26 protein-coding genes are annotated in these 25,006 nt (G+C 52.5%); 16 read left to right on the top strand and 10 right to left on the bottom strand.

The features are described from left to right. The first annotated feature begins 1 nt into the window (after position 1). Genes EV294_RS00230 through EV294_RS00240 form a run of 3 tightly spaced genes read left to right on the top strand, consistent with a single transcriptional unit; the run spans position 2 to position 1,679 of the window. A complete protein-coding gene (locus tag EV294_RS00230; RefSeq protein ID WP_132303039.1) occupies positions 2-304 on the top strand; it encodes a DUF6199 family natural product biosynthesis protein in 303 nt (100 codons plus the stop codon). Positions 305-323: 19 nt separating this feature from the next. Beyond that, positions 324-926, top strand: coding sequence for a hypothetical protein (locus EV294_RS00235; protein ID WP_132303040.1), 603 nt, complete (start codon positions 324-326; stop codon positions 924-926). Between the two features lie 45 nt (positions 927-971). Next, positions 972-1,679 (top strand): hypothetical protein, encoded by a 708-nt coding sequence (locus EV294_RS00240; RefSeq protein WP_132303041.1) that lies wholly within the window; start codon positions 972-974, stop codon positions 1,677-1,679. Positions 1,680-1,721: 42 nt separating this feature from the next. On the opposite strand, the gene EV294_RS00245 is transcribed toward EV294_RS00240, so the two are convergent. Both EV294_RS00245 and manA read right to left on the bottom strand, forming a co-directional pair. Then, entirely contained in the window at positions 1,722-2,603 is an 882-nt protein-coding gene (locus tag EV294_RS00245) for an ROK family protein (protein ID WP_132303042.1), read from the bottom strand. A gap of 87 nt (positions 2,604-2,690) precedes the next feature. Next, complete coding sequence (gene manA, locus EV294_RS00250; RefSeq protein WP_132303043.1) at positions 2,691-3,638, bottom strand: mannose-6-phosphate isomerase, class I; 948 nt, start codon at positions 3,636-3,638, stop codon at positions 2,691-2,693. Positions 3,639-3,740: 102 nt separating this feature from the next. Between manA and EV294_RS00255 the strand changes: the two genes are divergently transcribed. Next, positions 3,741-4,778 carry a substrate-binding domain-containing protein gene (locus tag EV294_RS00255; RefSeq protein WP_132303044.1) on the top strand — a complete coding sequence of 346 codons (1,038 nt, stop codon included), beginning with the start codon at positions 3,741-3,743 and terminating at the stop codon, positions 4,776-4,778. An 11-nt stretch (positions 4,779-4,789) separates the two neighbouring features. Here the strand turns inward: EV294_RS00255 and EV294_RS00260 are convergent, their stop codons facing one another. Beyond that, entirely contained in the window at positions 4,790-5,185 is a 396-nt protein-coding gene (locus EV294_RS00260) for a DUF2500 domain-containing protein (protein ID WP_132303045.1), read from the bottom strand. 190 nt (positions 5,186-5,375) lie between these two features. On the opposite strand from EV294_RS00260, the gene EV294_RS00265 reads away from it, so the two are divergent. The 3 genes from EV294_RS00265 (at position 5,376) to EV294_RS00275 (ending at position 10,204) form a co-directional block, all read left to right on the top strand. After that, positions 5,376-5,972 carry a TetR/AcrR family transcriptional regulator gene (locus EV294_RS00265; protein WP_132303046.1) on the top strand — a complete coding sequence of 199 codons (597 nt, stop codon included), beginning with the start codon at positions 5,376-5,378 and terminating at the stop codon, positions 5,970-5,972. Between the two features lie 93 nt (positions 5,973-6,065). Continuing rightward, the gene (locus tag EV294_RS00270) at positions 6,066-8,156 is read left to right on the top strand and encodes a YhgE/Pip domain-containing protein (protein WP_132303047.1); all 2,091 of its coding nucleotides are present in this window, start codon (positions 6,066-6,068) and stop codon (positions 8,154-8,156) included. 203 nt (positions 8,157-8,359) lie between these two features. Continuing rightward, the gene (locus tag EV294_RS00275) at positions 8,360-10,204 is read left to right on the top strand and encodes an LTA synthase family protein (RefSeq protein ID WP_132305153.1); all 1,845 of its coding nucleotides are present in this window, start codon (positions 8,360-8,362) and stop codon (positions 10,202-10,204) included. A gap of 263 nt (positions 10,205-10,467) precedes the next feature. Here EV294_RS00275 and EV294_RS00280 read toward each other — a convergent pair whose 3' ends face one another. After that, entirely contained in the window at positions 10,468-10,671 is a 204-nt protein-coding gene (locus EV294_RS00280; RefSeq protein ID WP_132303048.1) for a DUF6199 family natural product biosynthesis protein, read from the bottom strand. A gap of 348 nt (positions 10,672-11,019) precedes the next feature. Then, the gene (locus EV294_RS00285) at positions 11,020-11,505 is read right to left on the bottom strand and encodes a hypothetical protein (RefSeq protein ID WP_132303049.1); all 486 of its coding nucleotides are present in this window, start codon (positions 11,503-11,505) and stop codon (positions 11,020-11,022) included. Between the two features lie 198 nt (positions 11,506-11,703). On the opposite strand from EV294_RS00285, the gene EV294_RS00290 reads away from it, so the two are divergent. Both EV294_RS00290 and yunB read left to right on the top strand, forming a co-directional pair. Next, positions 11,704-12,183 carry a nucleoside deaminase gene (locus tag EV294_RS00290; protein ID WP_132303050.1) on the top strand — a complete coding sequence of 160 codons (480 nt, stop codon included), beginning with the start codon at positions 11,704-11,706 and terminating at the stop codon, positions 12,181-12,183. Positions 12,184-12,346: 163 nt separating this feature from the next. Next, positions 12,347-13,480 (top strand): sporulation protein YunB, encoded by a 1,134-nt coding sequence (yunB, locus tag EV294_RS00295; protein WP_243711533.1) that lies wholly within the window; start codon positions 12,347-12,349, stop codon positions 13,478-13,480. 56 nt (positions 13,481-13,536) lie between these two features. On the opposite strand, the gene EV294_RS00300 is transcribed toward yunB, so the two are convergent. Continuing rightward, positions 13,537-14,562: a M23 family metallopeptidase gene (locus EV294_RS00300; RefSeq protein ID WP_481856041.1), complete on the bottom strand. Its 1,026-nt coding sequence runs from the start codon at positions 14,560-14,562 to the stop codon at positions 13,537-13,539. 176 nt (positions 14,563-14,738) lie between these two features. Here EV294_RS00300 and lipA point away from each other — a divergent pair, with 176 nt between their 5' ends. Together lipA and EV294_RS00310 are read left to right on the top strand one after the other, a co-directional pair. After that, positions 14,739-15,641 (top strand): lipoyl synthase, encoded by a 903-nt coding sequence (lipA, locus tag EV294_RS00305; RefSeq protein WP_132303052.1) that lies wholly within the window; start codon positions 14,739-14,741, stop codon positions 15,639-15,641. A 35-nt stretch (positions 15,642-15,676) separates the two neighbouring features. Beyond that, positions 15,677-16,408, top strand: coding sequence for a YutD family protein (locus EV294_RS00310; RefSeq protein ID WP_132303053.1), 732 nt, complete (start codon positions 15,677-15,679; stop codon positions 16,406-16,408). A 59-nt stretch (positions 16,409-16,467) separates the two neighbouring features. Here the strand turns inward: EV294_RS00310 and EV294_RS00315 are convergent, their stop codons facing one another. After that, the gene (locus tag EV294_RS00315) at positions 16,468-17,256 is read right to left on the bottom strand and encodes an NAD kinase (RefSeq protein ID WP_132303054.1); all 789 of its coding nucleotides are present in this window, start codon (positions 17,254-17,256) and stop codon (positions 16,468-16,470) included. 84 nt (positions 17,257-17,340) lie between these two features. Beyond that, positions 17,341-18,399 carry a sporulation integral membrane protein YlbJ gene (ylbJ, locus tag EV294_RS00320; protein WP_132303055.1) on the bottom strand — a complete coding sequence of 353 codons (1,059 nt, stop codon included), beginning with the start codon at positions 18,397-18,399 and terminating at the stop codon, positions 17,341-17,343. Positions 18,400-18,809: 410 nt separating this feature from the next. On the opposite strand from ylbJ, the gene EV294_RS00325 reads away from it, so the two are divergent. Both EV294_RS00325 and EV294_RS00330 read left to right on the top strand, forming a co-directional pair. Then, positions 18,810-19,193 (top strand): globin domain-containing protein, encoded by a 384-nt coding sequence (locus EV294_RS00325; RefSeq protein ID WP_132305157.1) that lies wholly within the window; start codon positions 18,810-18,812, stop codon positions 19,191-19,193. 14 nt (positions 19,194-19,207) lie between these two features. After that, complete coding sequence (locus tag EV294_RS00330; protein WP_132303056.1) at positions 19,208-19,933, top strand: DUF2225 domain-containing protein; 726 nt, start codon at positions 19,208-19,210, stop codon at positions 19,931-19,933. Positions 19,934-19,948: 15 nt separating this feature from the next. Here EV294_RS00330 and EV294_RS00335 read toward each other — a convergent pair whose 3' ends face one another. Then, entirely contained in the window at positions 19,949-20,191 is a 243-nt protein-coding gene (locus EV294_RS00335) for a hypothetical protein (protein WP_132303057.1), read from the bottom strand. Beyond that, entirely contained in the window at positions 20,188-20,379 is a 192-nt protein-coding gene (locus tag EV294_RS00340) for a YycC family protein (RefSeq protein ID WP_015842834.1), read from the bottom strand. Before EV294_RS00340 ends, EV294_RS00335 begins: the two co-directional genes overlap by 4 nt. Before the next feature lie 153 nt (positions 20,380-20,532). Here EV294_RS00340 and EV294_RS00345 point away from each other — a divergent pair, with 153 nt between their 5' ends. The 3 genes from EV294_RS00345 to EV294_RS00360 all read left to right on the top strand — a co-directional run bounded on the left by EV294_RS00345 (position 20,533) and on the right by EV294_RS00360 (position 24,985). Next, a complete protein-coding gene (locus tag EV294_RS00345; protein ID WP_132303058.1) occupies positions 20,533-22,317 on the top strand; it encodes a M3 family oligoendopeptidase in 1,785 nt (594 codons plus the stop codon). Positions 22,318-23,563: 1,246 nt separating this feature from the next. Continuing rightward, positions 23,564-24,181, top strand: a complete 618-nt coding sequence (locus EV294_RS00355; protein WP_132303060.1) for a CBS domain-containing protein — start codon at positions 23,564-23,566, stop codon at positions 24,179-24,181. A gap of 6 nt (positions 24,182-24,187) precedes the next feature. Next, positions 24,188-24,985 carry a pyruvate, water dikinase regulatory protein gene (locus EV294_RS00360; protein WP_132303061.1) on the top strand — a complete coding sequence of 266 codons (798 nt, stop codon included), beginning with the start codon at positions 24,188-24,190 and terminating at the stop codon, positions 24,983-24,985. Positions 24,986-25,006: the final 21 nt, after the last annotated feature.

The raw sequence follows: 25,006 nt of genomic DNA on the forward strand, positions 1-25,006 counted from the left end.
ATTGAGAATTATTCAGGCCTTCCCCGTCATGTCAAAGATCGGAGAAGGCCTTGTTGTGCCTGGCAAACGAACAAACGGAGATGATAACGTGGTAGTTTTCATTTCGCTAATTTTCATTATTGCAGGAGTTATGGGATGGCTATTCCCGTCTTTAAGCTGGCATATGAAACATGGCTGGGCCATGGACGGTAATTCGGGTCCAAGCGATAACTATATCTTCTTCAGCAGATTTGGAGCCGTAATTGTACTAGGCTGGGGGATTTATATGCTAATTACCGGAGATTTGGGCAAGCTCAGTTCATAGAAGAGGCGAGGGGATTAGGATGAGAAGAGTACCGATGGAGAGGCCAACGGATCACTACGATGCCCGTTTATTCAAGATCGACGAGCAGCTCTGCGCTTTGCTTGAGGAACGAAGAGAGGTGTCGAATCAGAATCCGGGTTTTCCGCCCTTTAAAAGCATTGAGAGCTGGGCGGACCGTTACCGTCTGTACCCGGATTTGTTGAAGTCTCTATTTAGCCTGCTTTTGAATGAAGAGGTTTATCTGCCGCTGGTCGAGCCAGCGGGCTTCCGCAAGCATCTGCCCGTTCTCCGTTGCGCGGAGAGCGGAGGCAAGGTCTATACCTTGTCCGGTATAAGACAATACGAGAACGCAAGCGTCGTAAATCTGAGCATACACGGGGACTACCGGGAACGCGAAAACGAGGCCATGCGGGCGCATACGTATATCGAGCTGGAGCTGGGCGAAGGTTACCGCTGTTACGTGGACCAAGGAACAAGCTCCGGGGGGAATTCTGCCTACTGCTTTGTTGTTGCTCCCGCTCTTCCGGACGATCTAGCCGGCGTTAGCTTTGTATTCAGCGAATACGAAAGACCGTTAAAAAGGAAGCCGACGGGCATGGAGATTGTTTTCCGCATGGAATAATAGACAATGGCCTTACTGGGGAAGTTAACCAGGGAGGTTAGGAATATGAAATGGATCATATCCTTGGTTATGGCTATGCTGCTCCTGGTCCCTGCCCATGGGGCGGTAGCTATGCCAAAGCAAGAAGCCGTTGATCAGATGATTAACGCGCTATTGAGACATAAATACGATCTGGCTCAGAGCTATCTTGCCAATGGCGCCAGAATGCCGGAAATAAGAGAAGACAGCCCGATCCTTCAAGTGGAAGGACTTCCATCGACGAAGATAGGCCATCGCATCCTGATTGGTTATTTCCGGGACGAAGCGTTTAACAGCAGCCGCATGGCATTCATTTGGGACCTAACGATAAAACAAGATCGAATTATCCGGCTTGATGCCCTATACGACGGGGCCAATCCGCTTGTCAATGAAAACAAAGTCGTAAGAGATTACAGGAATCGGTTCGACCGTCATGTGATGGTTCCCGGGCAGTTTCCTTTTGAAGTACACAAGGTGCGGGGCGAGATTAAGGGTCAGAGGATTGCATTGCAATACGTAGATGATGCGAATGACCGTTTTCTTCTTATCCAGGCTGAACCGGTTCAGCCCGGAATGCCGATCATGGACGGGCCCAAGCCATTGAAAGCAAAGGGAAGTCTTGAATCCCGGTTCCAAAAAGACGGGATGCAGTACATGGTGACTCTTGGGCATAAGAGATGGCTGAGTCATGTTAAGGCAGAGGGCTTAGGCGATGTTATTGCATCCATGAAATGAAAGAAGGCCTTACCGGACGAATTCCGGTAAGGCCTTCTTCTATTATTGCCGGCGCTCGAGCGCGTCGATTCCAAGCGCGATCGATCCGCAAAGACCGGCGTTATCGCCAAGCCCAGGCGGCACGATGTAAGAATCGATGCCTTCACGAAGCGCTTCGTGCGAAGCGTAACCGTTCAGGTTCTTCTGTACTTCCGCGCGGATCAGCGGGAACAGCTGCTCCTGATGCATAACGCCGCCGCCAAGGATAACCTTCTTCGGGGACAGCAGCAGAATCGCGCTGGAAATGGCTTGGCCCAGATAGAAAGCTTCCATCTGCCATGCCGGATGGTCCTTCGTCAGCTCGTCAGCCTTCACGCCCCAGCGTTGTCCAATAGCGGGACCTGCCGCCATGCCCTCCAGGCAGTCGCCATGATAAGGGCAGAAGCCGGCGAACGTATCTTCCGGGTGTCTGCGGGTAAGAACGTGACCGCCTTCCGGATGCAGCAGGCCATGTACAAGCTTGCCTTCCGTGTAAACGCCAACGCCAATACCTGTACCTACCGTGTAATAAAGCGCGCTATTAAGCCCTTTTGCCGCGCCCCATTTGGCTTCGCCAAATGCCGCCGCGTTTACGTCCGTGTCCCAGCCGTATGGAACGGGAAGCTCGCGCTTCATCGTGCCAAGGAAATCGTATCCGGACCAGCCTGGTTTAGGGGTTGTCGTAACAAACCCATAGGTAGGGCTGGCAGGATCAATATCGATCGGTCCAAAGGTGCCGATACCGATAGCTTCAACCTGCTTGTCGCGGAAGTAGTTCAGGACCCCGCGCAGCGTGGAATCCGGGTGCTCGGTCGGCAAGCTGATCCGTTCTTCGATTTCACCGCGTTCGTTGCCGATACCGCATACAAACTTTGTTCCGCCTGCTTCAATTGCTCCAATACGCAAGTTCGTTGCCTCCTTAAAAGAATTGCCACACGAAAGGCCTCGTTTTTGGCCGTACGTGGTAAATCTTGCTTCGTAAGCTGCAGTCTGTTATTCGTGCGAAATAATAAGCTCAAGCCGGCCGCGAAGCGTAAAGCTTCCGAAGCCCAGCGGAATAATGAAATGATCGCCTTTTTTCAGCGGGTAGCTGCCTGTAGAATTCTCCAGCTCGCCAGTTCCGTCGAGGACGCTGCAGATCGTAAATTTAACCTGCTCCGGGAATGCCGTTTCGCCGCTCACGTTCCATTTTTGAACCGTAAAGAAGCTGTTGGATACAAAGGTAGTTACCTCGGTACCGCCAACGGTTTCCGTGGAGAAGGATGTCTCCGCATCCACATGAGGCACTGTAGTGACTTCAATGCCTTTGTCCAGATGAAGCTCGCGTGTCGCGCCTTTATCGTCTTTCCGATCATAATCGTAGATCCGGTAAGTGGTGTCCGAGCTTTGCTGCGTTTCCAGTACTTGAATGCCTTTGCCAAGCGCGTGGAGAGTGCCGCTAGGAACATAGAAGAAATCGCCCGGTTTCACGGTTACCTTCGTCAGAAGCTGATTCCACTCGCCTGCGTCGACCATTTGCTTAAATTGCTCTTTCGTAGCCGCGGAATGGCCGTAAATAATTTCAGCCCCGGGCTCGCAGCCAAGAATGTACCAGCACTCGGTCTTGCCAAGCTCGCCGTTCTCGTTCACCTGCGCATAGGCATCATCCGGATGCACCTGCACGGACAAATCATCCGAGGCATCGAGGATTTTGGTGAGGAGCGGGAATTTAACCGCCTTGGAGCCGAACAGCTGCGGCTCTTGCTCCCACAGTTCGCCAAGCTTAAGCCCTTTGTAAGGACCGTTATGAACAACGCTTTGACCGTTAGGGTGAGCGGAGACTGCCCAGCATTCCCCGGTACGGTCAGACGGAATATCGTAATGGAATTGCTCTCTTAATTGCTTGCCGCCCCAAATTCGTTCTTGAAATACAGGTTCCAGGAAAATCGGTTGATTCGCCAATCTTGATCCCTCCAAGTCATCGATTACAGCTTTACTAAACTTGACAAAATAAATATCTGTAAAGTAAATTGATTATAACATAGGAACAGAGGAAGTTGAAGAATGCCGCGACCAAAAAAAATATCCATGCAAACGATCGCCGATAAGCTGGGCATATCCCGCAATGCGGTTTCATTGGCGCTTTCCAATAAGAAAGGAATCGGTGAAGAGCTGAGACAGCTGGTCGTCCAAACCGCGCAAGAGGTTGGATATCCGTTGAACGACGGTCAATCCTCCGTAAGCGCTCCTGTTCTCGTGCTCGTGCCGGAGAGAATTTTGAGCCATGAGGATAACGAGCATTTTTTGTTTTATCACGACTTGATCTGGGGACTGGACAGCCGGCTGCAGGAGGAAGGCTACAGCGCGGTTCTCGTGCGAATCAGCATAGCCCAGGAAGAGGAGCGTATCCTCCCCGAGCTGGTTCAGCATATCGACTATCAGGGGATTATCGCGTTTGGCATATTGGAGAAGGATTACATCTTAAAAGTACAGCAGACCCTTACAAAGCCGATGCTGCTGTTTGATTCGTATTACAGGGATATTGAGGCGTCCGCCGTTACGTCGGCTAATATTGAGGGGGCATGCTATGCGGTCCATTCTTTAATTGAAGCGGGTCACAAGCGGATCGGCTGCATTGCGCCGGTGAACCTGACGACCAGTCACGAGGAGCGTTGGTTTGGTTATACGAAGGCCATGCTGCAAAATAACCTGCAGCCCGACTTCTCCTTGTGCCTGCTCGAGTCGGAAGGCTTCGACCGGACACAAGAGGAATTGTCGGCTTATTGCGACCGGTTCGGGGAGGGAGACTACCCGACGGCAGTTTTTTGCGGGAATGATCGGATTGCTCTCTTGCTCATGAAGGAGCTTGACAAACGGGGCGTGCCCGTACCCGGTCGCGTATCGGTTATCGGGTTTGACGGTCTTGCCATGTCCGCGGAGGCCGATCCTCCATTAACGACGATGGCGGTCAACAAAAAAGCGCTATGCACCGCAGCTGTAGAGGTGCTGGGTCAAATGCTCCGGCAGCCCGAAAGTCCCGTTGTCCGCTGCAGCGCCGCGCCCGTTCTGCGTATGGGAGGCTCCGTCAGAAGTCTGGCTTGAGCCTCTTTTTTTTACATGTTTGCTCTGCTGTTGCGTTCGAAAGCGACAATCCACTCGCCTTGCGTTGCCGCGTAACCGATATCGCCTTCCACAACAAGACCGTACAGGTTTTTTACATCCAGGAACTCCTGGCGCTCGCCGTTAACGAATTCCAACGTGATGTAATAATAAGTATGGGACGAATGGCTGACGTGGCCGTCATGGTTATGGGAGCTCTGTCTCACGTCCATTCGTTTGGATACAACTTTCGCGTAAATCGACTCTTTGGGTGAAGTAGCATTTTGCACATACTTAGCGCCGCGGTAAACGACGGTTCCGATAACGATAAGGAATCCGATTACGATAACGATGGGAATAATAGTGATCATGAGATCAAATCCCGCCGGTGATCCAAAGCCGTTGTTCATTTCTTGTTCCTCCGATGCTTCCACGATATGGATATGAAGTACGTTGATTGTACGCGTGGAAGAGAAGAAAAGTTGCACTTGAACTTGGGATATCGAATATGTTATAAATGATTTATGACTAAATGACCGAAATTGAATTATGGTCATTTCGGAAAGTTCATGATCGTAGAAGGAGAGGAGAAATTGACTCATGTCCATTGACCGCAAAGCGTTAATATTGAAGGCAGCGACGCAGTCGTTTGCGCAATTCGGCTATAAAGCGACCACAATGGATTTGGTGTCCAAGATCGCAAGCGTGGGCAAAGGCACGATCTATACCTTTTTCAAGACGAAGGAAGAGTTGTTCGAGGCGATCCTGAACAAGGCAGAGATCGAGTTGAAGGAAGCTATGAACTGCGGATTTGATATGGAAGGCAGTGAGCGTTCATTCATTCATAGTGTGTTCAGCCTGCTTGATTCTATCCTTGAATTCCGTTCGGATCATGAGCTGTTCGTCAAGCTGGCGCAAGAGGTTCGGGATATCGGCACCGTGCAGGCGCTGGAGGGGATCCGGCGGATGGAACTGTTTGGTCTTGAGTTTCTGAAGCAGAAGCTGGACCTTGCGATTGAGAAAGGCGAAGTGAGGGAATGCGATACGACAATCACATCCTATATGATCTTCCGCCTGTATCTGGGGCTTGCAACGGAATGGAACAAGTCGCATAGCGAGCCGCTCACCAAGGAGCAGATTAAGGAGAACATCGCGATGCTTATTACCAAAGGCATTATGAAGGAATCCCGATCTTAGAAAATTCCAGCCTGTAAAGGGCTGTTTTTTTGGTCCAAAATGACCAAAATACGGATTTAGTCATTTATTCAACCGAAAGAAGGATGTGTGAACATGAAGCCGATTCAAGTTTTCCTCAAGGACATGAAAACGCTGGCGACCAAAAGAATGCTGCTGCTTTCTTTTATAGGCGTCGCCCTGCTTCCCATGCTGTACAGCAGCATACTGATTGACGGCTCGATGGACCCTTACGGCCAGACGAGCAAGCTTCCCGTCGCCGTGGTTAACCTTGATAAAGGAGCGACTTACGAAGGGAAGACGATGAATGTCGGGGAAGACTTCGTTGACGAATTGAAGAAAAGCGATAATTTCAAATGGGATTTCGTAAGCGAAGAGCAGGCGAAGGATGGCATGGAGCATAACGATTATTACATGACCATTACCGTGCCTAGCAACTTCTCGGAAAATGCTGCGACCTTAACGCAGGAAAATCCGGTTCAGGCGGAGCTGATTTTCGAACCGAACAGTCAATATAACTTTGTAGCTGGTCAGATTGGCAACAGTGCCATGAAGGAATTGCGTTCGAAGCTTAACACGCAAATTACCGAAGCGTATACCCGCAGCATGTTCGAGCAGGTCGGAACCATCTCCGACGGACTGGGCAAAGCGGGAGAAGGCGCAACCGAATTGAAGGACGGGGCCGGCAGGCTGGAGGACGGCATCACAACGCTGAAGGATAACCTCAATAAGCTGGCCAGCGGCACCTCCGAGCTGAGCGGCGGCGTATCCAAGCTGTACGATGGCGCAACAACCTTAAGTCAAGGCACCAGCCAATTGGCCTCCGGGGCATCAAGCTTGGCTGGCGGTCTGGGGCAATTGTCCGCGGCCGGGCAGCAGCTCGTAGACGGAGCTTCGCAGTCCAAGGCTGGCGCAGCCCAATTGGCAGAAGGATTAAAGGCTTCCAAAGACGGCGCGGCTGAACTGAAGCAAGGACTAACCGCTTCTTCCGCGGCAAGCGGTCAGGTAGCCGACGGTGCGGACCAGGTTGCAAAAGGACTCGAGCAGCTGATGGCGGGGACGCCTGAGCTGCAAGATAACGAGGCGCTGAAGCAGCTGCTTGCGGCAAGCAAGCAGGTTGCTGCCGGAAGCGCGAAGCTGAAGGAAGGCCAGGAGCAGCTTCTGGCTGGAAGCAGCAAGCTGGCGCAAGGCCAAGAGCAGTTATATGCAGGCGCCAATTCGCTTAGCCAAGGCCAGGAGAAACTGGCTTCCGGTCTCGAGACCTTTGGCGGGAAGCTGAAGGAAGCGGGAACCGGCGCTGAGCAGCTGGCTGCGGGAGCAAAAGCCGCAAACAGCGGCGCCGCTCAACTGAAGGATGGACTCGGCAAGCTATCAGGCGGCGTAGAAGGCATTGCCGACGGCTCGAAGCAGCTGGACCAAGGCGCAGGACAACTGAAGGACGGCTCGGCGCAGCTCGTGAACGGCTCGGGCGAGCTGGCAACGAAGCTGAATGACGCCGCTGCGGAGACCGGCAGCATCAAGGATGGCGACAATATCGTAAACATGTTTGCGGAGCCGGTTGTCGTAAAAGAAAATACGGACCATAAGCTCGACCGTTATGGACTTGGCATTGCCCCTTACTTCTTATCGCTGGCGTTGTTTATGGGCGCGCTTGTTTATACGACGGTATTCTCGGTGCGCGATTCGTACACTTTGGGCGCAACACCGATGGGCCGGTTCATGAGCCGCACATTGACCTATGTGACGATTAGCCTTCTGCAGTCCCTGATTGCCGATGCCGTACTTTTATACGGATTAAAGATAGACGTAACGAGCGTACCGCTCTTTGTGCTCTTTACTATTCTGACAAGTTTAGCGTATACGTTCATTATTCAAGCGCTTGTTACATGGCTGGATAATCCGGGCCGTTTCCTGGTCGTTCTGCTGATGATCTTCCAGCTTACATCAAGCGCCGGCACCTTCCCGCTCGAGCTGCTGCCGGACTGGATGCAGAAGCTGAACCCATGGCTGCCGATGACCCATGCGATTACAGGCTTCAAGACGATTATCGCAAGCGGCGATTATGCCCTGATGCGCGAGCAGATGCTTATCCTAGGCGCTTTTGCCGTCGCGTTCCTGGCCCTTACCTTCCTGTACTTCAAACGTCAGTCGAAGAGTACTGCGGACCACATCACGATTGCTGTGTGAGCTTAGCGGCTGGATAGCGATCTATTAATTGACATGGAACATGCAACCACGTGCCCTTTTCTCTTACTAGCAAATCGGTTACTATAAATAGAATAAGCAGATGAACAAAGCGGCCGTCATTTGACGGCTTCTTTTCTTTTTTTTCGTATGGGAGAGTGAGTACATTGTTTTCGTTCCACAAAGACGATTACCGGCGTTCGCCGATGATCGCAATATGGCTTCTGCTGCTTGTGAAATCCGTCCTGTTCCGGTTATTCCTGTTCGGAGAGCTGAAATGGAACGGCCTTCTGGCCGATGCGGCGGCTTGGCTTGGGCTGCTCCTTATCGTGGAGCTCGTTACCGCAGCAAGATGGAGAGGGATCGCTTATTGGGCGGTGAATTTGGTTGTGTCCGTCCTGCTCTTTGCGTCAACCGTCTACTTCAGTTATTACGGCTCCGTGCCGACGTATACCGCCCTCAAGGCGCTTGATCAAGTCAATCAAATTCAAGACAGCGTCGAATCGCTAATTAAGAGTATCTATTATATTTATTTTCTGGACCTTGCGATTCTAGCAATCTTGTATATCGTTCGTTTAATCAGAGGAACCCGGGTTTCGGGGAGAAAAAGAATCGGCCAGCTCCGTCTCGTCATTGGAGGCCTTCTGGTCTGTATCGTTGTATCCGGAAGCCTGGTTTATGCCGGGAGCGATATTCCGAATGAACTGGAGCAAGCCGAAGGGCTGGGCTTTATCGGGTATCAGGCGGCTGCAGCCTGGAATAACCAGAGCGAGAAGGCGATAGCGAGCAGCGGCGATATTGAACAGACCAAAGCGGACATTAACGAACTGATGTCTTCCTACTCTTATCAGGATCAACCGGGCCAGCCGGCTGTTCAGTTCGGAACCGCTCAGGGGAAAAATGTGATTGTGGTCCAGATGGAGGCTTTTCAGAACTTTCCGCTTCATCTGTCCGTTGGCAGAGTAGAGCTGACGCCCGTGCTGAACAAGCTGGCTGACGAGAGCTATTATTTCCCTCATATTTATCAGCAGATCGGACAGGGCAACACCTCGGATGCGGAGTTTATGTCGAACACCTCGATTTACCCGACGGGGGAGATCGCCATGTCGACGGGTTACGGCAACCGCGAGCTGCCAAGCATGCCGCGCATGCTGGAGAGCAAAGGGTATGAGGCCAGCACGTTTCACGTCAACGATGTGACGTTCTGGGACCGGAACAAGCTGTATCCGGCGCTGGGCTTCAACCATTACTATGATAAGCCGTTCTACACCAATGATCACTTTAACGCGTTTGGCGCATCGGATGAGGAGCTGTACAAGGTTGCGGTAGACAAGCTGCAGGCGCTGCACGAGCAGAAGAAGCCGTTTTACGCGCAGATGGTGACCGTCTCCAGCCACTTCCCGTTCGAGGTGCCGAAGGACCGGACGGATTTGACCCTTCCGGCCTCCATGGAAGGAACGCAGCTCGGCAACTATTTGCAGGCCGTTCATTACACGGACTATGCGCTTGGCACGCTCATTGACCGCCTGAAGGCGAACGGCATGTGGGACGATACGGTGCTTGTTGCGTATGGGGACCACTTCGGCCTGCAGCCGGAGAAAGCCAGCGCGGCGGAGATCAGCCAGCAGCTGGGCATTCATTACGATGACCGGCTCAGCCGGTTCAATATTCCGCTCATAATCCATGTTCCGGGCCAGAGCGGCGGCCATGTCGTGGAGCAGCCGGGCGGGCAGCTTGATATTATGCCGACCCTCGCGAACCTGCTGGGCGTAAAGCCTGCGGACGAAGGGGTGGTGCCGTTCGGGCATGACCTGCTGAACATTAACCATAACGTATTTGGCATGCGGTATTATCTGCCGACAGGATCCTTCTTCAACAACGATATCCTGTTCGTTCCGGGCAAAGGCTTTGACGACGGCACGGCCTACTCGCTCAAAACGATGGAGCCCGTCCGGGACTTCTCGAAGTACAAGAGCGATTACGACTACATCATGAAGCTGATGGGTCTGTCGGACCAGTATGTCCGCCAGCTGCCTAAGAGGACGCCATAAATTGCAGGGAGAATTGTTGTAGCTCCGTCATGACGCAAATGGGTCTCCTTACGGCCGCTGTTGCTTTCACTTTGCTTTGAACTATGTTCTGGATGATGCAAAGTGAAAGCAAAGGCGAGCACTTCAAAGCTTTCTGAAAGAAAGCTGCTTCGTAAGCTTAAGCTTTCCTCCAGGAGATCCATTTCCTCTATTCCGTCCTGCAATTTTATTTTTATATAAACCGCAAAGGGCAGCCATTTATTTGGCTGCCCTTTGGTTTTTAGTTAGAGAAAAGGGAAAAATCCAGAGAACAGAAAAATGCCGATTGCGATACCAATGATGCCCGAGACTCTACCCATAACGAGCGCGGCATCGCTTGGCTCGGCATTCTTGAACCGCCAGCCGTATTGCATGTACCAGCCCGCCCTCGGATACAACAGATTGAGAATCCCCAAAACAATAAAGATCACGCCAACAAGCTGGAACATAGAAGCTCCTCCATTTCGTAACGGAACGGTAACTATAAGTAGTTGATTTAATCATAATGCAGTACGGATGTGATTGGAATAAATAGCCAGAACTATTTCTTTAGCTACCGCAGGAATCCGTACGGCGGTCTGCGGCACGGAAAACCGTCTTATTTGATCAATAGCCACTGGGAGTGGATAATTGAGCTGACACAATAAAAAGAGCAGCCCAGATGTCATGGGGCTGCTCTTTTCCGTTTACTCCAACCGTCGGAGTAGGAGGAGTAAAGGAAATGCATCTTCCAGCGACTGGAAGGAGATCCATTTCCGGAATGACGGGCGTAATCCGACCTTTCCGTCATACCTCGCTTAATTCTGCTCGCGGCGGAACCCTTCTTCTTTCATGTATTCCTCGACCTCGCCGTACGCTTCAAAGGCCATCTCTAGATTTAGTCCGGAATAAACGTACCACATATCATCTTCCCATTTTACGGTCAGGCTTTGATTTTCTCCGTTTGTCCATAGCTGGTCCTTCTTCTTGCGGTTGCGCGACGGCTTCGGAGCCGGTTCTTCCTCGCGTACGGAGAGCGAATCGATCGATTGGCGGAGCAGCGTACGAAGCTGAAGCTCGTTGTAGTCGCGGATGTTGATCATCCCTTTATCGTCCTGGCTGAAATTGCGCAGCAGCCCGGCGTACACGAAGCCGTTGCCGTTCGGGTGCAGGTGGTACACCACATTTTTACGGTCATATAAGCTGTTCTCGAACTGGAAATTCACGCGTCCCAGCGATACATTCGTCCGCGTCAGCTCCGGGAACGATTCAATAATAGCCAGCTTTTCGTCAAAAGTTAACATAACATCCTCCATCATCTATCCAAAATGTGCTCCGGCTATTATAGCACAAGCGTCTGCCGCATACGAAGCGGCTTTCGACTGTGCGCAGCAACTAAAGAGGCAGGCCCGGATTAGTCACCGCCACAAAGTTGCCCCGGGCTCGTTTACTCCTCGCGGCGCTCTGACTATGATAAGGGGAAACGAAGGGAGCGAGAGAGCATGAAGCAGGATCATACGTATTATTTAAAATATTGCATAGAGGTGTCCCGCAGGTCGAGGGAGAACGGCAATACGCCGTTTGGCGCGATTCTTGTGAACGAGGAGGGCGAAATTGTCCTGGAGCAGGAGAACGTCGAGATTACGGAAAGACGGTGCACCGGCCATGCCGAAACCGCGTTGATGGAGAAAGCCTCCCGTCAATACGAGCATCATGATCTGTGGAGCTACACCCTTTACACGACCTTTGAGCCATGCGCGATGTGCTCGGGAGCTATCTATTGGGGCAATGTGGGAAAAGTGGTCTACGCCGCAACGGAGGAAGCGCTGCTGAAGCTGACGGGCGACCATGAGCAGAACCCGACGTTTAATTTGCCTTGCCGGGATATTTTCGCCAAAGGCCAGAAGCCGATCGAGGTAGTTGGACCTTTCCCCGAGCTTGAAGAAGAGGTTGTGGCCGTACACAAAGGCTATTGGGAATAAGGTTGAGCATAAGCTGCCGGCATGGTGCTCCTAACGGGAGGTCGTCTTTTTTGTCCTTGCCCTGCATAAGCATGTAGAGGTACGGGCTTACGTAGTAAGAATTTCCACCACTGGCCCTGAGTGAGGCCGGTGGGGTGGAAATTCTTTTTAGGAGGCGATGGAAGTGACGAAATGGGGACGAAGGGGCTGGATGCTTCGGTCACTTGGCCTGAGCCGGCAGCAATTATGGTCTAACCGCCCTTTCGCGAGGGTTAAGCGGGTCAGCTGGGGAAGCAAAGTTTCTGCTTCGGGCAGCGCGCCAAAGCCATGGGGAACAAGCAAATGGCGGTCGGCGCGAAAGCCAAAGCCGGCAGGTAATTGGGGCGGGATGTGGCAGCCCCGCAAACGCCCGGTCAGACCGCCCGGAAGAGGCATCAAAACGATGAGCATCAGCTCGGTGGGAAGCGGGGGCGGAGGAACGCGTCTGAAATCCGGTAAGCGGTGCACCAAGCTATGGATTATCGTCACCGTACTCATTCTTCTTATTGGAACTCTTCAATCCCTTGTTTACATTGAAAAGCATCTGCGCCCCCCTCTGATGAAGGTTGCTCAGCTGCGAATCAAGCAGGTTGCTACGCAAGCGATTAACAAGGCTACGACGAATGAGGTTGTCAGCAATGCCGATTTCGAGAAGCTGATCGATTGGAAAATGAACAGCGACGGCAAAGTATCCGGCTTTATGCTGAACTATGCCGAGCATACGAAGATCCGGTCGGAGACGATTAAGACGGTGCAGGCAACGCTTGACGAGCTGAAGGAAATTCCCGAGCATATTCCGGTCGGCAACGCGCTTGGCAGCGCGCTGATCTCGACGTATGGTCCAAGAATTCCGGTCAAGTTCGAGCCGGTGGGTGCCGTGAAGGTGGATCTGAACACGCGCCAGACGAATGCCGGCATCAATATGATTCTGATCGAAGTGTACATTCATATCGTATCCGAGGTCGCCATTATCGTGCCGTTCGAGACCGACCCGCAAATCGTGGAGACGGAAATACCGATCTCGTATCTGCTCGTGGTTGGCGACGTGCCTATGTATTACTACGACAATGAAGGCAAGCCGGTTGGCGAATCCGCGCCTGACGCTCCGAATATATCGCTGCCGATGTCGAAAGGCCAAGGTGTTACCCAGCCGTCCGACGGAAGCATGCTGAAGGAGCAGCTGGATTCGATCGAATCCCCGCTTCCTTCAAACGGAGACAGCAATACGGCCAACAACGCAGGCAATGCCAATGCAGCCAATGCGGGAGACGGCGGATAAAAAACAAAGGGGCATCCCAAAAGGTCCAAGCGAATCGGCCTTTGGGATTGCCCCTTTTATCGGTTTGCAGCTTTTAACCGGTTCCGTTCATCCTGTTCCCACCGTCTCAAGAGCGGATAAGGATCAAATGCCCATTCAATAAGACCGCGGTCTCGATAGACCCCGTAATGCAGATGCGGCGGAAATTTGCCTTGCGTTCCGGGCTTGCCGTAACCGGAGCTGCCGACCCAGCCGATCGTTTGGCCCGGTTTTACGATCGTGCCGATGCCAACGGTCTTATCGAAGCCGGACAAATGGGCGTAGTAGTGATAGTAGTTGTTCAAGTCCCGGATACCGATCCGCCAGCCTCCGTAAGGATTCCAGCCCTTTATCTCCACGACGCCGTAGCAGGTGCTGCGGACAGGAATGCCGTGATTGGCGAAAATATCGGTTCCTTCGTGCGTCCGCCGTCCTCCCCAGCCGCGGGCATTGCCCCAGGTGCTTCGGTACGAATAATTGGTTCCGACCGGGACGGGGAACGCATGCTCATACAAGTCCAGACGTCCGAAGGTAGCGTAAATATTGGAAAACTGCTGAATACGCTGCACCGCCCTGCTATTATGGTAGTACTCCCACAAGCCAATGGAGAAGTCGTCCTCCGTAGAACCGCCATACTGAAGCAGCCGGTTCGCAACGGAATACAGCAGGTCGAGATCGCTCGTGCGGTCGGCAAAGCCGTCCCCGTCCCCGTCGCGGCCAACGCCGTTGAACCATTGTATGGAAACCGGTACGTTATCGGCCGGGTCCGGGTTCAGCGGGCCGGCCCATTGCTCCTCGTCGATATAGATGCCAACGATTTTACCCAATTGGGGACGGGCTTTCGGACGGGCTTTGGACAAGGTTCGCTCGTATTGGTCAACGGCGGCGATCCGGTACCAAGGAATGCCGGTAACCGTGCTTAACCTGTCGTAAAGCTGTTGTCTGGTGGTTAAGGAGTCAGCCTCTCCTTGCGAAGATTGTGCCTGGGCAGGCTTTTCTTCACTGGCAATAGAGTTCGGATTTTGATTCGGATTCGCGTAGGCTGATTGCCCGGATATGAGCATGGAAGCGACAACGGCAGCCAAAGCAATAGAAAAAGTCTGTTTCAATCGTTCCACCCTTTCGAAAGCTCAAAGCAATATTCGTTATGTTTTGCAAATCATTGGATTTTATCCGAACTATGCTATAATAAACGATGAGATTCGACTGTCCAATTGAAAGTGAAAGCAGGGAATTCCATATGAAATCAAGCAAAGAAAAATTGAAAAAGCCGGACTGGCTTAAAATAAAGCTTACAACCGAGGGCAACTACACCGAAATCAAAGACATGATGCGCACCAAAACGCTGCATACGGTCTGCGAGGAAGCGCGTTGCCCGAATATTTACGAGTGCTGGGCCAACCGTACGGCAACCTTTATGATTTTGGGCGATATTTGCACCCGCGCCTGCCGCTTCTGCGCGGTTAAGACAGGCCTTCCTACGGAGCTTGACCTGCAGGAGCCGCAGCGCGTGGCCGAAGCTGCCGAGCAAATGGGTCTCCGCCACTGCGTAGTGACATCCGTTGCCCGCGACGATTTGGCCGATGGCGGCGCCTCGATTTTTGCCGGTACCATCAAGGCTATTCGCGAGCGGATGCCGTTCACCCGCGTAGAAGTGCTGATTCCGGATTTTATGGGCAATGAAGAGTCGCTGAAAATCGTTATGGATGCGAAGCCGGACATTCTGAACCATAACATCGAGACGGTTGAGCGGATGTCGAACCGCGTACGCGCGAAAGCGAAATACAGAAGATCGCTGGAACTTTTGAGACGCGCCAAGGAAATGAATCCGAAGATTCCAACGAAATCAAGCATTATGCTTGGCGTTGGCGAGACCTACGAAGAGGTATTGCAGGCGATGGATGATCTTCGTGCCGTAGACTGCAACATTTTGACGCTGGGTCAATACTTGCAGCCTACTCCTAATCACATGCCGATTGAACGCTACGTGCACCCCGATGAATTCAAAAGCTTGAAGGAAGAAGGCTACAAACGCGGATTCCGTCATGTCGAGTCGGGACCGCTCGTACGGAGCTCCTATCATGCGCATGAGCAGACCGATTCGGCTGCCGAAGCAGAGGAACGCGAGCTCAGCAACGCATAGCTTCTATTGGGGAATTCGAAAGAGGGGAAACGGAATTGATCCAAATTGGCGGCAAAATATATGAACTTATTCATGAAAATCGCAACGGCTGGAACGCGGATGCGTTCAAGGATCGCTACAGCGAGGTTTTGGAACGCTACGATTTTATTATCGGCGACTGGGGCTATAGCCAGCTGCGCCTGAAGGGCTTTTTCCGCGATAATCATATGAAAGCAACGAAGGACAGCGCGTATTCCGGAATGTCCGACTATATTAACGAATATTGCAATTTCGGCTGCGCTTATTTTGTTTTGGAGAAAACCGGTACGGCTGCAAAATCTCCGGATGAAGAAGCGGGAGACGAGCAGGAGGCTCCTTCGAAACAGGATGCCAATGGGCAGGAGAAAACGGATGCGGAGGATGAGCACGAGGTTGGCGCTTCCTCGCTTGCCGATGCCGTACTGGCGGGTGCCGCTGCAGCCGCGAGAGAAAGCGCGGCCGGGGGCAGAGGCGGCGGACGCAACGCCGAGGATTCTCAGCAGCAACAGCAGCCGTCCCGGCAGCATGGCCAGCCGCATCATCAGCAGCGCGGCGGGAAAGATCAGCATCGGAGAAGCTATCGCCCTAACGGCAAGAAGCCGATCAGACCGGCAGCGAACAAGGATGTTGCCGCAGCATCCGAGCAAGCAACCGTTCACTCCCATTCCGGCCCTAAGCGGGAGCGGGGAGAACGCGGAGAGCGGGACAGGAATAAGGAGAACAACAAAGAGCAAGGAAACCGCCCTTAAACATAACGAAAGGGCTGTCCGCAGGTCATCGAGACCAGCGGACAGCCCTTTTTGTATACTCACATATCGACAAACGCATCGCGGACGCGGTTCCAGAACGGGAACGGACGGTACCGCGCAAAGCTGACTTTGCGGGTAGAAACGCTGCAGCGGATAGATCGGATATCGGTCCGTTGAAGGCTTAGATGGTCGATCGTAAGCAGCAGGCGTTGTTCCTTTTTCGATATAATATCGCAGTGATGATGCTGCGGAAGCAGGAACGACGACCCAAGCGTACGGTACACCCGGTTGTTGATCGACGCGATCTCTGCAATCTGCAGCGATTCAATGGACGGGTGGACGATAGCGCCGCCGACGCTTTTGTTGTAAGCCGTGCTTCCTGACGGAGTAGAGATGACGATCCCGTCGCCCCGGAACATTTCGAACGACTCGTCGTTAACGCTAAGCTGCACGACGAGGGTAGCGTCAACGCCCTTTAACGTAAATTCGTTTAGCGCCAGGTAGTAATAATTTTGCTCATCGGTTTCCACCGCGATTTCCGCAAGCGGATAACGGACGAGATGGGGCGTTTCTTCCGCCATCAAGGTGACAAGCGTCTCTAATTCATCGGCTTTCCAGTCGGCGTAAAAGCCCAGATGGCCCGTATGAATGCCAACAAAGGATACATCGGTTACCCGGTCGGTATATTTGTGGAAAGCCTGGAGCAGCGTTCCGTCTCCGCCAATGGACACAATGATGTCCGGCGTTTCGTCATGACGCGTAAGCCCGCGTTCTGCCGCCAGCTGATGGAATCGCTCCGCTAATGATTTCGATAATTGATCGCCACGATCGATGACTGCATATTTCAAGAAATTTAAACCCCTTCCGGCCAATTCAAAGATACTAATGATGATATAGGAATATGGCTTCAAATTCAACGCCGATACAAAAGTTTAAGGTGCGAGCCATCCCCACAGCAGATAGACGAGGGCAGCGGAGATAAAAGCATGAGCCAGACGGGCAAGCATAAGGGGCATATACCGCAGATCGGTGCGGCTTAGCAGGCTAACCACCTGCGCATGCACGGACAGCCCTCCCCAAGACAGAATCCAAGCAGCAATAGCGGTCTGGTGCAGCAATCCTGTTCCTGCTTCCCCCGCAGCCCGCGCGCCAAGCGTAACCTCGAATAAGCCAAATACGATGGCGTCGGCAAGCTTCGCCGGAAGACCAACGGCGCCAAACAATAAGCGCAGCCCCTCGGCCAATGCCTCAACGACGCCGGCATGAGTGAGAAGCTCCATCACAACGGAGAAAAAAACGACAAGTCCGCCTACAACCATCATCAGGCGAAGCGCGGATTGAATGCTGTCCTGCAGCAGCTTGCCAAGGCTTCGCCCATCCATAAGCCGCGCTTCATGCATCGCTTTCGTTGCTTCCACCAGGCGCGAGGCGCGGCGCAACGGCATTCGCCTTACGGATTCGGTAACCGGCTCATGGCGGTCATGAAACCGCATGAGGAGCCCGATAATAAAGGCGCCGCCGTAGTGGGCGGCTGCGAGCAGCGGTGCTAGAGCGGCGTTATGGAAAAAGCCGACCGATACGGCGCCGATCAGGAAGATCGGATCCGAGGTAGTTGTGAAAGCGACAAGCCGCTCGCCTTCCGCGCGTTTGACAAGGCCCTGCTCCCACAGCTGGGCGGTAAGCCTTGCTCCAACCGGATAGCCCGATACATATCCCATCGTAACGACAAAGCTTCCGATGCCCGGAAGGCGGAATAAGGGCCTCATCAGCGGATCCAGCAGCTTTCCGAAGAAGTGGACAATCCCGAAGCCGAGCAATAGCTCGGAAATGACGAAGAAAGGGAAGAGAGCCGGGAACAAAACCTGCCACCATATCGACAATCCCCGCAGCGCCGACTCCAGCGTTTGGGAGGGGAACACCGCCATCAGCAGGACGATGAGCAGGGCGATGAGGCCGGTTATCGAGGCCGGCCGGGTGAGCGTTCGGAGCATGGATGCGTCCTCCTTTGGACATTTGGACATGCGAAAAAACATAATGTACAACCCCTACATGATGTTTATGAAGAAAGGTGGACATCCATCACTAAAGGTGTCTGTTTTGTGAGGGAAAATATTTTTCATAATTCTAAGAAAACGCTTGCAAAAGGGGCTGGACGGTCCGTTTTTTTATGTTACAATGAAGGTACCTTTGAAGGCTTGGAGTGATGATAATGAGTATAATCGCTGGCATTCTGGTCTGTGCGTTCGTGTATGTCATCCGAGAATCACTGACGGCACCGGGAGAAGAGGACTACGAAGGTTAATCGTTGCAGCTAATCAATAATAATCCCGCATTGGCGACGATGCGGGGTTTTTTTTGTGTTATAATACTAAATACCTACATGATGGAGATGAAATTGACGATGAATAGGAATATAAGCCTTTATGAAGCAATTGGTGGAGCTGAGACTTTAAGACGAATCGTTGAGTCTTTTTACCCTAAAGTGCAGGCACATGAGTTGATTGGTCCATTATTTCCGGAGAACATCATCCCCGTTATGGAAAAGCAGATTATGTTTTTGACGCAGTTTTTTGGAGGACCTGCGCTGTTTTCGGACGAATACGGCCATCCGATGATGCGGGCGCGGCATATGCCTTTTCCGATCACGCCGAAGCATGCGGAAGCCTGGCTTGATTGCATGAAGCGGGCCCTGCAGGAGGCTTCCGGCCTTGATGAAGAGCTGCAAGCGTATATTATCGAGAGATTGTCAGGTCCGGCCTACCATTTTGTGAACACACCCGAATAGGAGATGGATTTGGTATGGAGCCGCTCTATCAGTCAAAGATGAATTGCATTTGCTGTGAGACCATCTTTATGACATCAAGAGTTCGCCCAAGCTTTAAAAAAGCGTTGGCTATCGATTCTGATTTTTGCGGTTATTACCGGGCGGAAGCAAATCCGGATTTTTATGTCGTCCGGGTCTGTCCGACTTGCGGATTTGCAACAACGGAGAATGGTACGCAAAGACTTACCGAGCGGCAGCGCAAAGATTATTTGGAGCAGATCGGCTCGCGCTGGACTCCGTATGATTATGGCGGCGAACGCGATGCGGCGCAGGCGATGAAGGTGTACAAGCTCGCTTTATTGTCGGCGCAGGCGGTTGACGAAAAGCCTAGAGTAATAGCGGGTATTTTGCATCATATCGCATGGCTGTACCGTTACGAGGGAAATCGGCAGGAGGAGCTGCGCTTTATGCGCTTCGCTCTTCAGGCATATATCAAGGTCTACGAGGAAGAAGGCTCGCAATTAAACAATGCGAAGCTGATGTACATTATCGGGGAACTCAACCGGCGAACGGGCGAGCTGTCGGAAGCGGTCAAATGGTTCTCGCGCATTGTCAGCGACAAGCGCATTATGGATGAGGCCATGATCCGGCGGAGCCGCGAGCAATGGCAGCTTATCCGGGAACAGCTGGAGCAGGGACATCCGGTATCGCCGACCGCTGCGACGGGAGAGACTGAGGCTCCCGTGCAGACGACGGCATAAAGGGCTTGTCCTGCATTAATGGCTCAGCTTGCGGAGACTTTGATCCGTCAAAATATAGTCTTGGTCCATATCGAGGACCGTAACTTTGTTGTGGCAGCACGGGAAAACAAGCAGTTTTTTCTTGCCATGCTGAATGTCCTCAATCTCCCGAACGCGAAGCGGGATGAGAACGTTCTCGCTGCGGCAGAAGGGGCAGCTGGGAACGTAAACGTCCTTCATCACAATGTCGTAGGGCCAAGTCCTCTCGAACGGAATCATGAGGACGACTCCTCCGTGCCTGGAGCGGATTCAGACGGCTTGCCGGCCTCTGCTTCCGCTTTTGCCAGTTCGGTGAGCTTCTGCAGTAATATATGTTTAGGCATATGCATTAAATGCTCGAGCGGCACGCCAAGCTGCTTGGACAACTTGATTGCGGTTTCGGGTGAAATTTGCAAGGGTTGTGACATGGTGTTATTCCTCCAATCTGGATATAATTAAGTTATACACCGCTGAAGCAAGATTGCGCAAATTTATTTGTCGATCTTTTTGTGGCGGTGTTTTTCTGTTGAAGGCTTTACATACCAGAGGCCAATACAAACGCGAAGGAGAGGAACGGTTGAATGACGACAAGCAATTATCCAATGAAATGGGACTTGGAGACGTTTTATGAAGGAGGCTCGGGTTCGGCCGCTTTCGCCAGTGAATTGGCCGGCATCGAGAAGGATGTAGCCGAGCTGGACCGGCTGCTGTCTAACAACTCCTTGGAGATCATGAAAAAGATTGAGGACGCGACGGCTATTCTGCAGTCCGTGCTGATCCGTCTGCGTCAATCGGAATCGTTCGTTGAATGCCTGCAGGCGCAAAATATGAAAGACACCGCGGCGAGCGGCCTGAGCGACCGCGTAAAAACGATCAGCGCCAAGCTGCTTGGCGCGTTAACGCGTTACGATAACGAGCTTCGCCAGATTGGCGATGAGGAATGGACCGGTATCGTCAGCGACGGCTCGCTTGGCGAGGTCGCGTTCAGCTTGACCGAACGCCGGGAGCTGGCTAAGGAAAAGCTTGCGCCGGAGCTTGAAGCGCTGGCCGGCGACCTCGCGGTTGACGGCTATCACGGCTGGGGTGCCTTGTACGATTTGATCGTATCCCGCGCGAAATTTACGGATATCGGCGAGAACGGGGAGGAGAAGGTGCTCTCCGCAGGACAAATGTTCAACCGATTGTCGGACGGCGACCGTTCGGTTCGTATCCGTGCTTTTGCCGAGTGGGAGCGCGAGTGGGGGGATGCCGCGGAGCTGTGCGCGGACGCGCTGAACCGCCTCGCTGGCTTCAGGCTGAAGCTGTACGGCAAACGCGGCTGGGACTCGGTGCTGAAGGAGCCGCTGCAAATTAACCGGATGTCCGAAGCTACCTTTAACGCGATGTGGTCGGCAATCAATGAAGGCAAGCCGAAGCTTGTCCGTTACCTGGAACGGAAAGCGAAGCTGCTGGGGCTTGAGAAGCTGGACTGGCATGATGTCAGCGCGCCGCTTGGCTCCTCGGCACGCACAATCGGTTTCGACGAAGGCGCGAGGTTTATCGTGGAGCAGTTCCGCAAGTTCAGCCCGGATATGGCGGATTTCTCGGAAATGGCTTTCCGTGACGCCTGGATTGAAGCGGAAGACCGGGCGGGCAAACGCCCTGGAGGCTTCTGCACTTCCTTCCCTAAGAGCCGTCAGACACGGATTTTCATGACCTACTCGGGAACTGCGGATAACGTTTCGACGCTGGCCCATGAGCTTGGACACGCGTACCATCAATATGTCATGGATGATCTGCCGGCGCTGTCGCAGGAGTACGCGATGAACGTAGCGGAGACGGCTTCGACTTTTGCCGAGCTGATCGTATCGGATTCGGCGATGAAGACGGCCGTTGACCGCGAAGAAAAGCTAGGCCTCCTGGAGGACAAAATCCAGAACGCCGTAGCGTTCTTTATGAACATTCATGCGCGGGTATTGTTCGAGACGCGGTTCTATGAGGAACGCAAGCAAGGTATTGTACCGGTTGAGAAGCTGAACAGCCTGATGGAGGAAGCGCAGCGCGAAGCGTTCAGCGGGGCGCTAGGCGAGCTGCATCCGCATTTCTGGGCCTCCAAGCTCCACTTCTATATTACAAGCGTACCGTTTTACAACTTCCCGTACACGTTTGGCTACCTGTTCAGTGCTGGGATCTATGCGCGCGCCCTGCAGGAAGGACCGGCGTTCGCGGAACGTTACGTGCAGCTTCTGCGCGACACAGGCCGCATGACGGTAGAGGAGCTGGCGAAGAAGCATTTGGGCGTCAACCTCGAGGAAGCGGATTTCTGGCGAGATGCGGTTGAGCTAACGACGAAAGACATTGACCTGTTCCTGGAGTTGACGGAATAGGTTATCGGGGAAAGCGTATCATCCATGGGATGATGCGCTTTTTTTGTATCTCACAGCAGTTATTTCTGTTAGCGGATGATTCGCTCATCCAAGTTTTCGCGGTTGGCCACAAAGGTATGAAAACGTAGAGTTCCAGCCCCTCCGGGTAGTAATATGTTCTCCTTTACCATTTTCCGCAGAAAACGCCGGGCAGTATCGATATGAATGGACAAGAGGCAGCTTACATCGCTAGATCGGATTGGTTTTTCTGAACGAAGAGCAAGCTGCAGGATTTCCCGTTGTATGATACTTTTCGAAGAACGCTCACTGTGATACTGATTCAACCAACACTTAAACTGCTGTACAATCTGTTCACACATGCGGGGTCTCTCAATAACATCTTCGCAGGAGAAACGTAGAACCCGCCAGCCGTCAATCATTAGGTGATTTTGGCGTATCCTATCGTCCGAGAATTGACTGCGGCTGGACTGGGAATGATGAGGGCCATAACCGTCAATCTCGAAATTAAGTTTCAACGGATATTTGAGATATGCAAAATCCAGGTATCTTTTTCCGTCACGGAAGTCTGCTACCTCATATTCGGGATACAGATGCTCTGGGTACCATACATTTGGCAGAAACAGAGTCTCCGCATGAGCATGCCCTTGAACAAGTCTTTCTTTTTTTCCTTTACGTTTTTGAGGTGCATGTTGAACCATTTTTGATGGACGGATTGAAATGACACGTTACCTTGGCTCCTTTCTAAAAATAAAAAAACACGCCGCGGTTCCAAACGTTAACGTTTGGAACCGCGGCGTGTTCTTCACGGCCGAAATCTGATTTGTGTAGAAAATACCATTTTGTTGGTAGTGCATCAAGGGAGAGTTATTTCGTGAGGAATTAGTAGTCGATTAGCAGGCAAAAGGCTTGCTGCAGGCGGTCGGGCGAGATGTGGAAGGATGTATGTAGTCGATTACCAGGCATAAAGCCAGCTGCACACGATCGGCCAGACGATGGATGGGAGAGAGTAGTTGATTAGACATCGGGAGCAGACGAGTAAGTACTAGTAACAAAGCGCGGCCCCCCGCCCCACTTACCATTCACACAGCATAAATAGAGCACAATTTGAGGGTAATCAAACATATATTGTGTATTAAATATATATGTGCTATATTATATCCGATTAATGATGGTTATATAGGTAAATGTGCGTATTAAAAAGAGGAGAGGGTGAACCGTTATCCAGCTATCGAATCGCCAGCTAGAATTGCTAGAGCTAGTTAAAAAGCATGCGCCGATCACGGGGGAGCAGCTTGCGGAGTATACGGGCGTCAGCCGCCCCACGCTGCGCTCGGACCTGTCGCTTCTCGTGATGCTGAACCTGCTTGACGCGAAACCGAAGGTTGGCTATTTTCTCGGCGAAACCTACCGGTCTACCGATGACACGGCAGCGCGCCAGCGCTTTGACAATATCAAGGTTCACGAGATTCAAGGCGTTCCGGTCAATATTCCGGAGACGTTATCCGTCCAGGATGCGGTTATTACCTTGTTTACGGAGAACGCCAACACGCTGCTCATCGTGAACGAGAACAAGAATCTCGCGGGGATTGTTACGCCCAAGGATTTGCTCAAGATCACGCTCGGAAACCCGGGTGCCGGCGCTATACCGGTCAGTATGGTCATGACGCGTTATCCGAATATCGTCACGCTTGTTCCTGATGAATCCGTTTCGGATGCGATTCGAAAGATGATGCTCCATCAAGTAGACTGCCTGCCGGTTATCATTCCCGGCGAGGGCGGACCGGAAATTAGCGGATGGGTATCGAAATCGAACATTATCCGGCTAATGTCGGATATTGCGACAGCTGCGGAACTGGGGGATTAGGAGCATATGTCAGAGCAAATTATCTATGTTTGTTCGGATGCGGTAGGGGAGACCGCGGAGGCCGTCGCCAAAGCGACCTTGCGGCAGTTCGCGTCCGATCACGTCAAAATTAAACGGTTCGGCCATATCAAAACCGAAGAGGAAGTTATCCAGATCGTCGCGGAGGCTGCCCGGACAGGCGGATTTATCAGCTATACGCTGGTTCAGCCGGAACTGCGTGAGTTAATGAAGGAAGAGTCGTTCCGGTGGGGAGTACGGGCGGTAGACGTGATGGGGCCGATGATGCAGGCTTTCGTCGACACCTTCGGCAGCTCGCCAAAGCGCAAGCCGGGACTTCTCCATTCCATCGACGACGATTATTACCGCAGGATGGAAGCGATCGAATTCGCCGTTAAATACGACGACGGCAAGGATGCGCGCGGCCTAATGCAAGCTCAAGTGGTGCTCATCGGCGTGTCGCGGACGTCCAAGACGCCGCTGAGCATCTTCCTATCCCATAAAGGAATCAAAACGGCGAATCTGCCGCTAATGCCGGAGGTCAGACCGCCGGCAGAGCTTACGCCGGCACCGGGCCGGCTGATTGTAGGACTTACGATGAAGCCCGAGCAGTTGCTGCATATCCGCACTGAGCGCCTCAAGACGCTAGGGCTTCCGGAGTCCGCGCAATACGCTTCCATGGAGCGCATTATGGAGGAGCTCGCTTACGCTTCCAGCGTGATGGAGGCATTCCGATGCCCGGTTATCGACGTTACGAATCGAGCGATTGAAGAGACTGCGGGACTTATTATTGAACATTTATCTTGAATTTCGGATAGCACAAAATCT

Origin of the sequence: Paenibacillus sp. BK033 (genome assembly GCF_004345425.1) — a bacterium.
In the GTDB taxonomy this organism is placed as follows: Bacteria; Bacillota; Bacilli; order Paenibacillales; family Paenibacillaceae; genus Pristimantibacillus.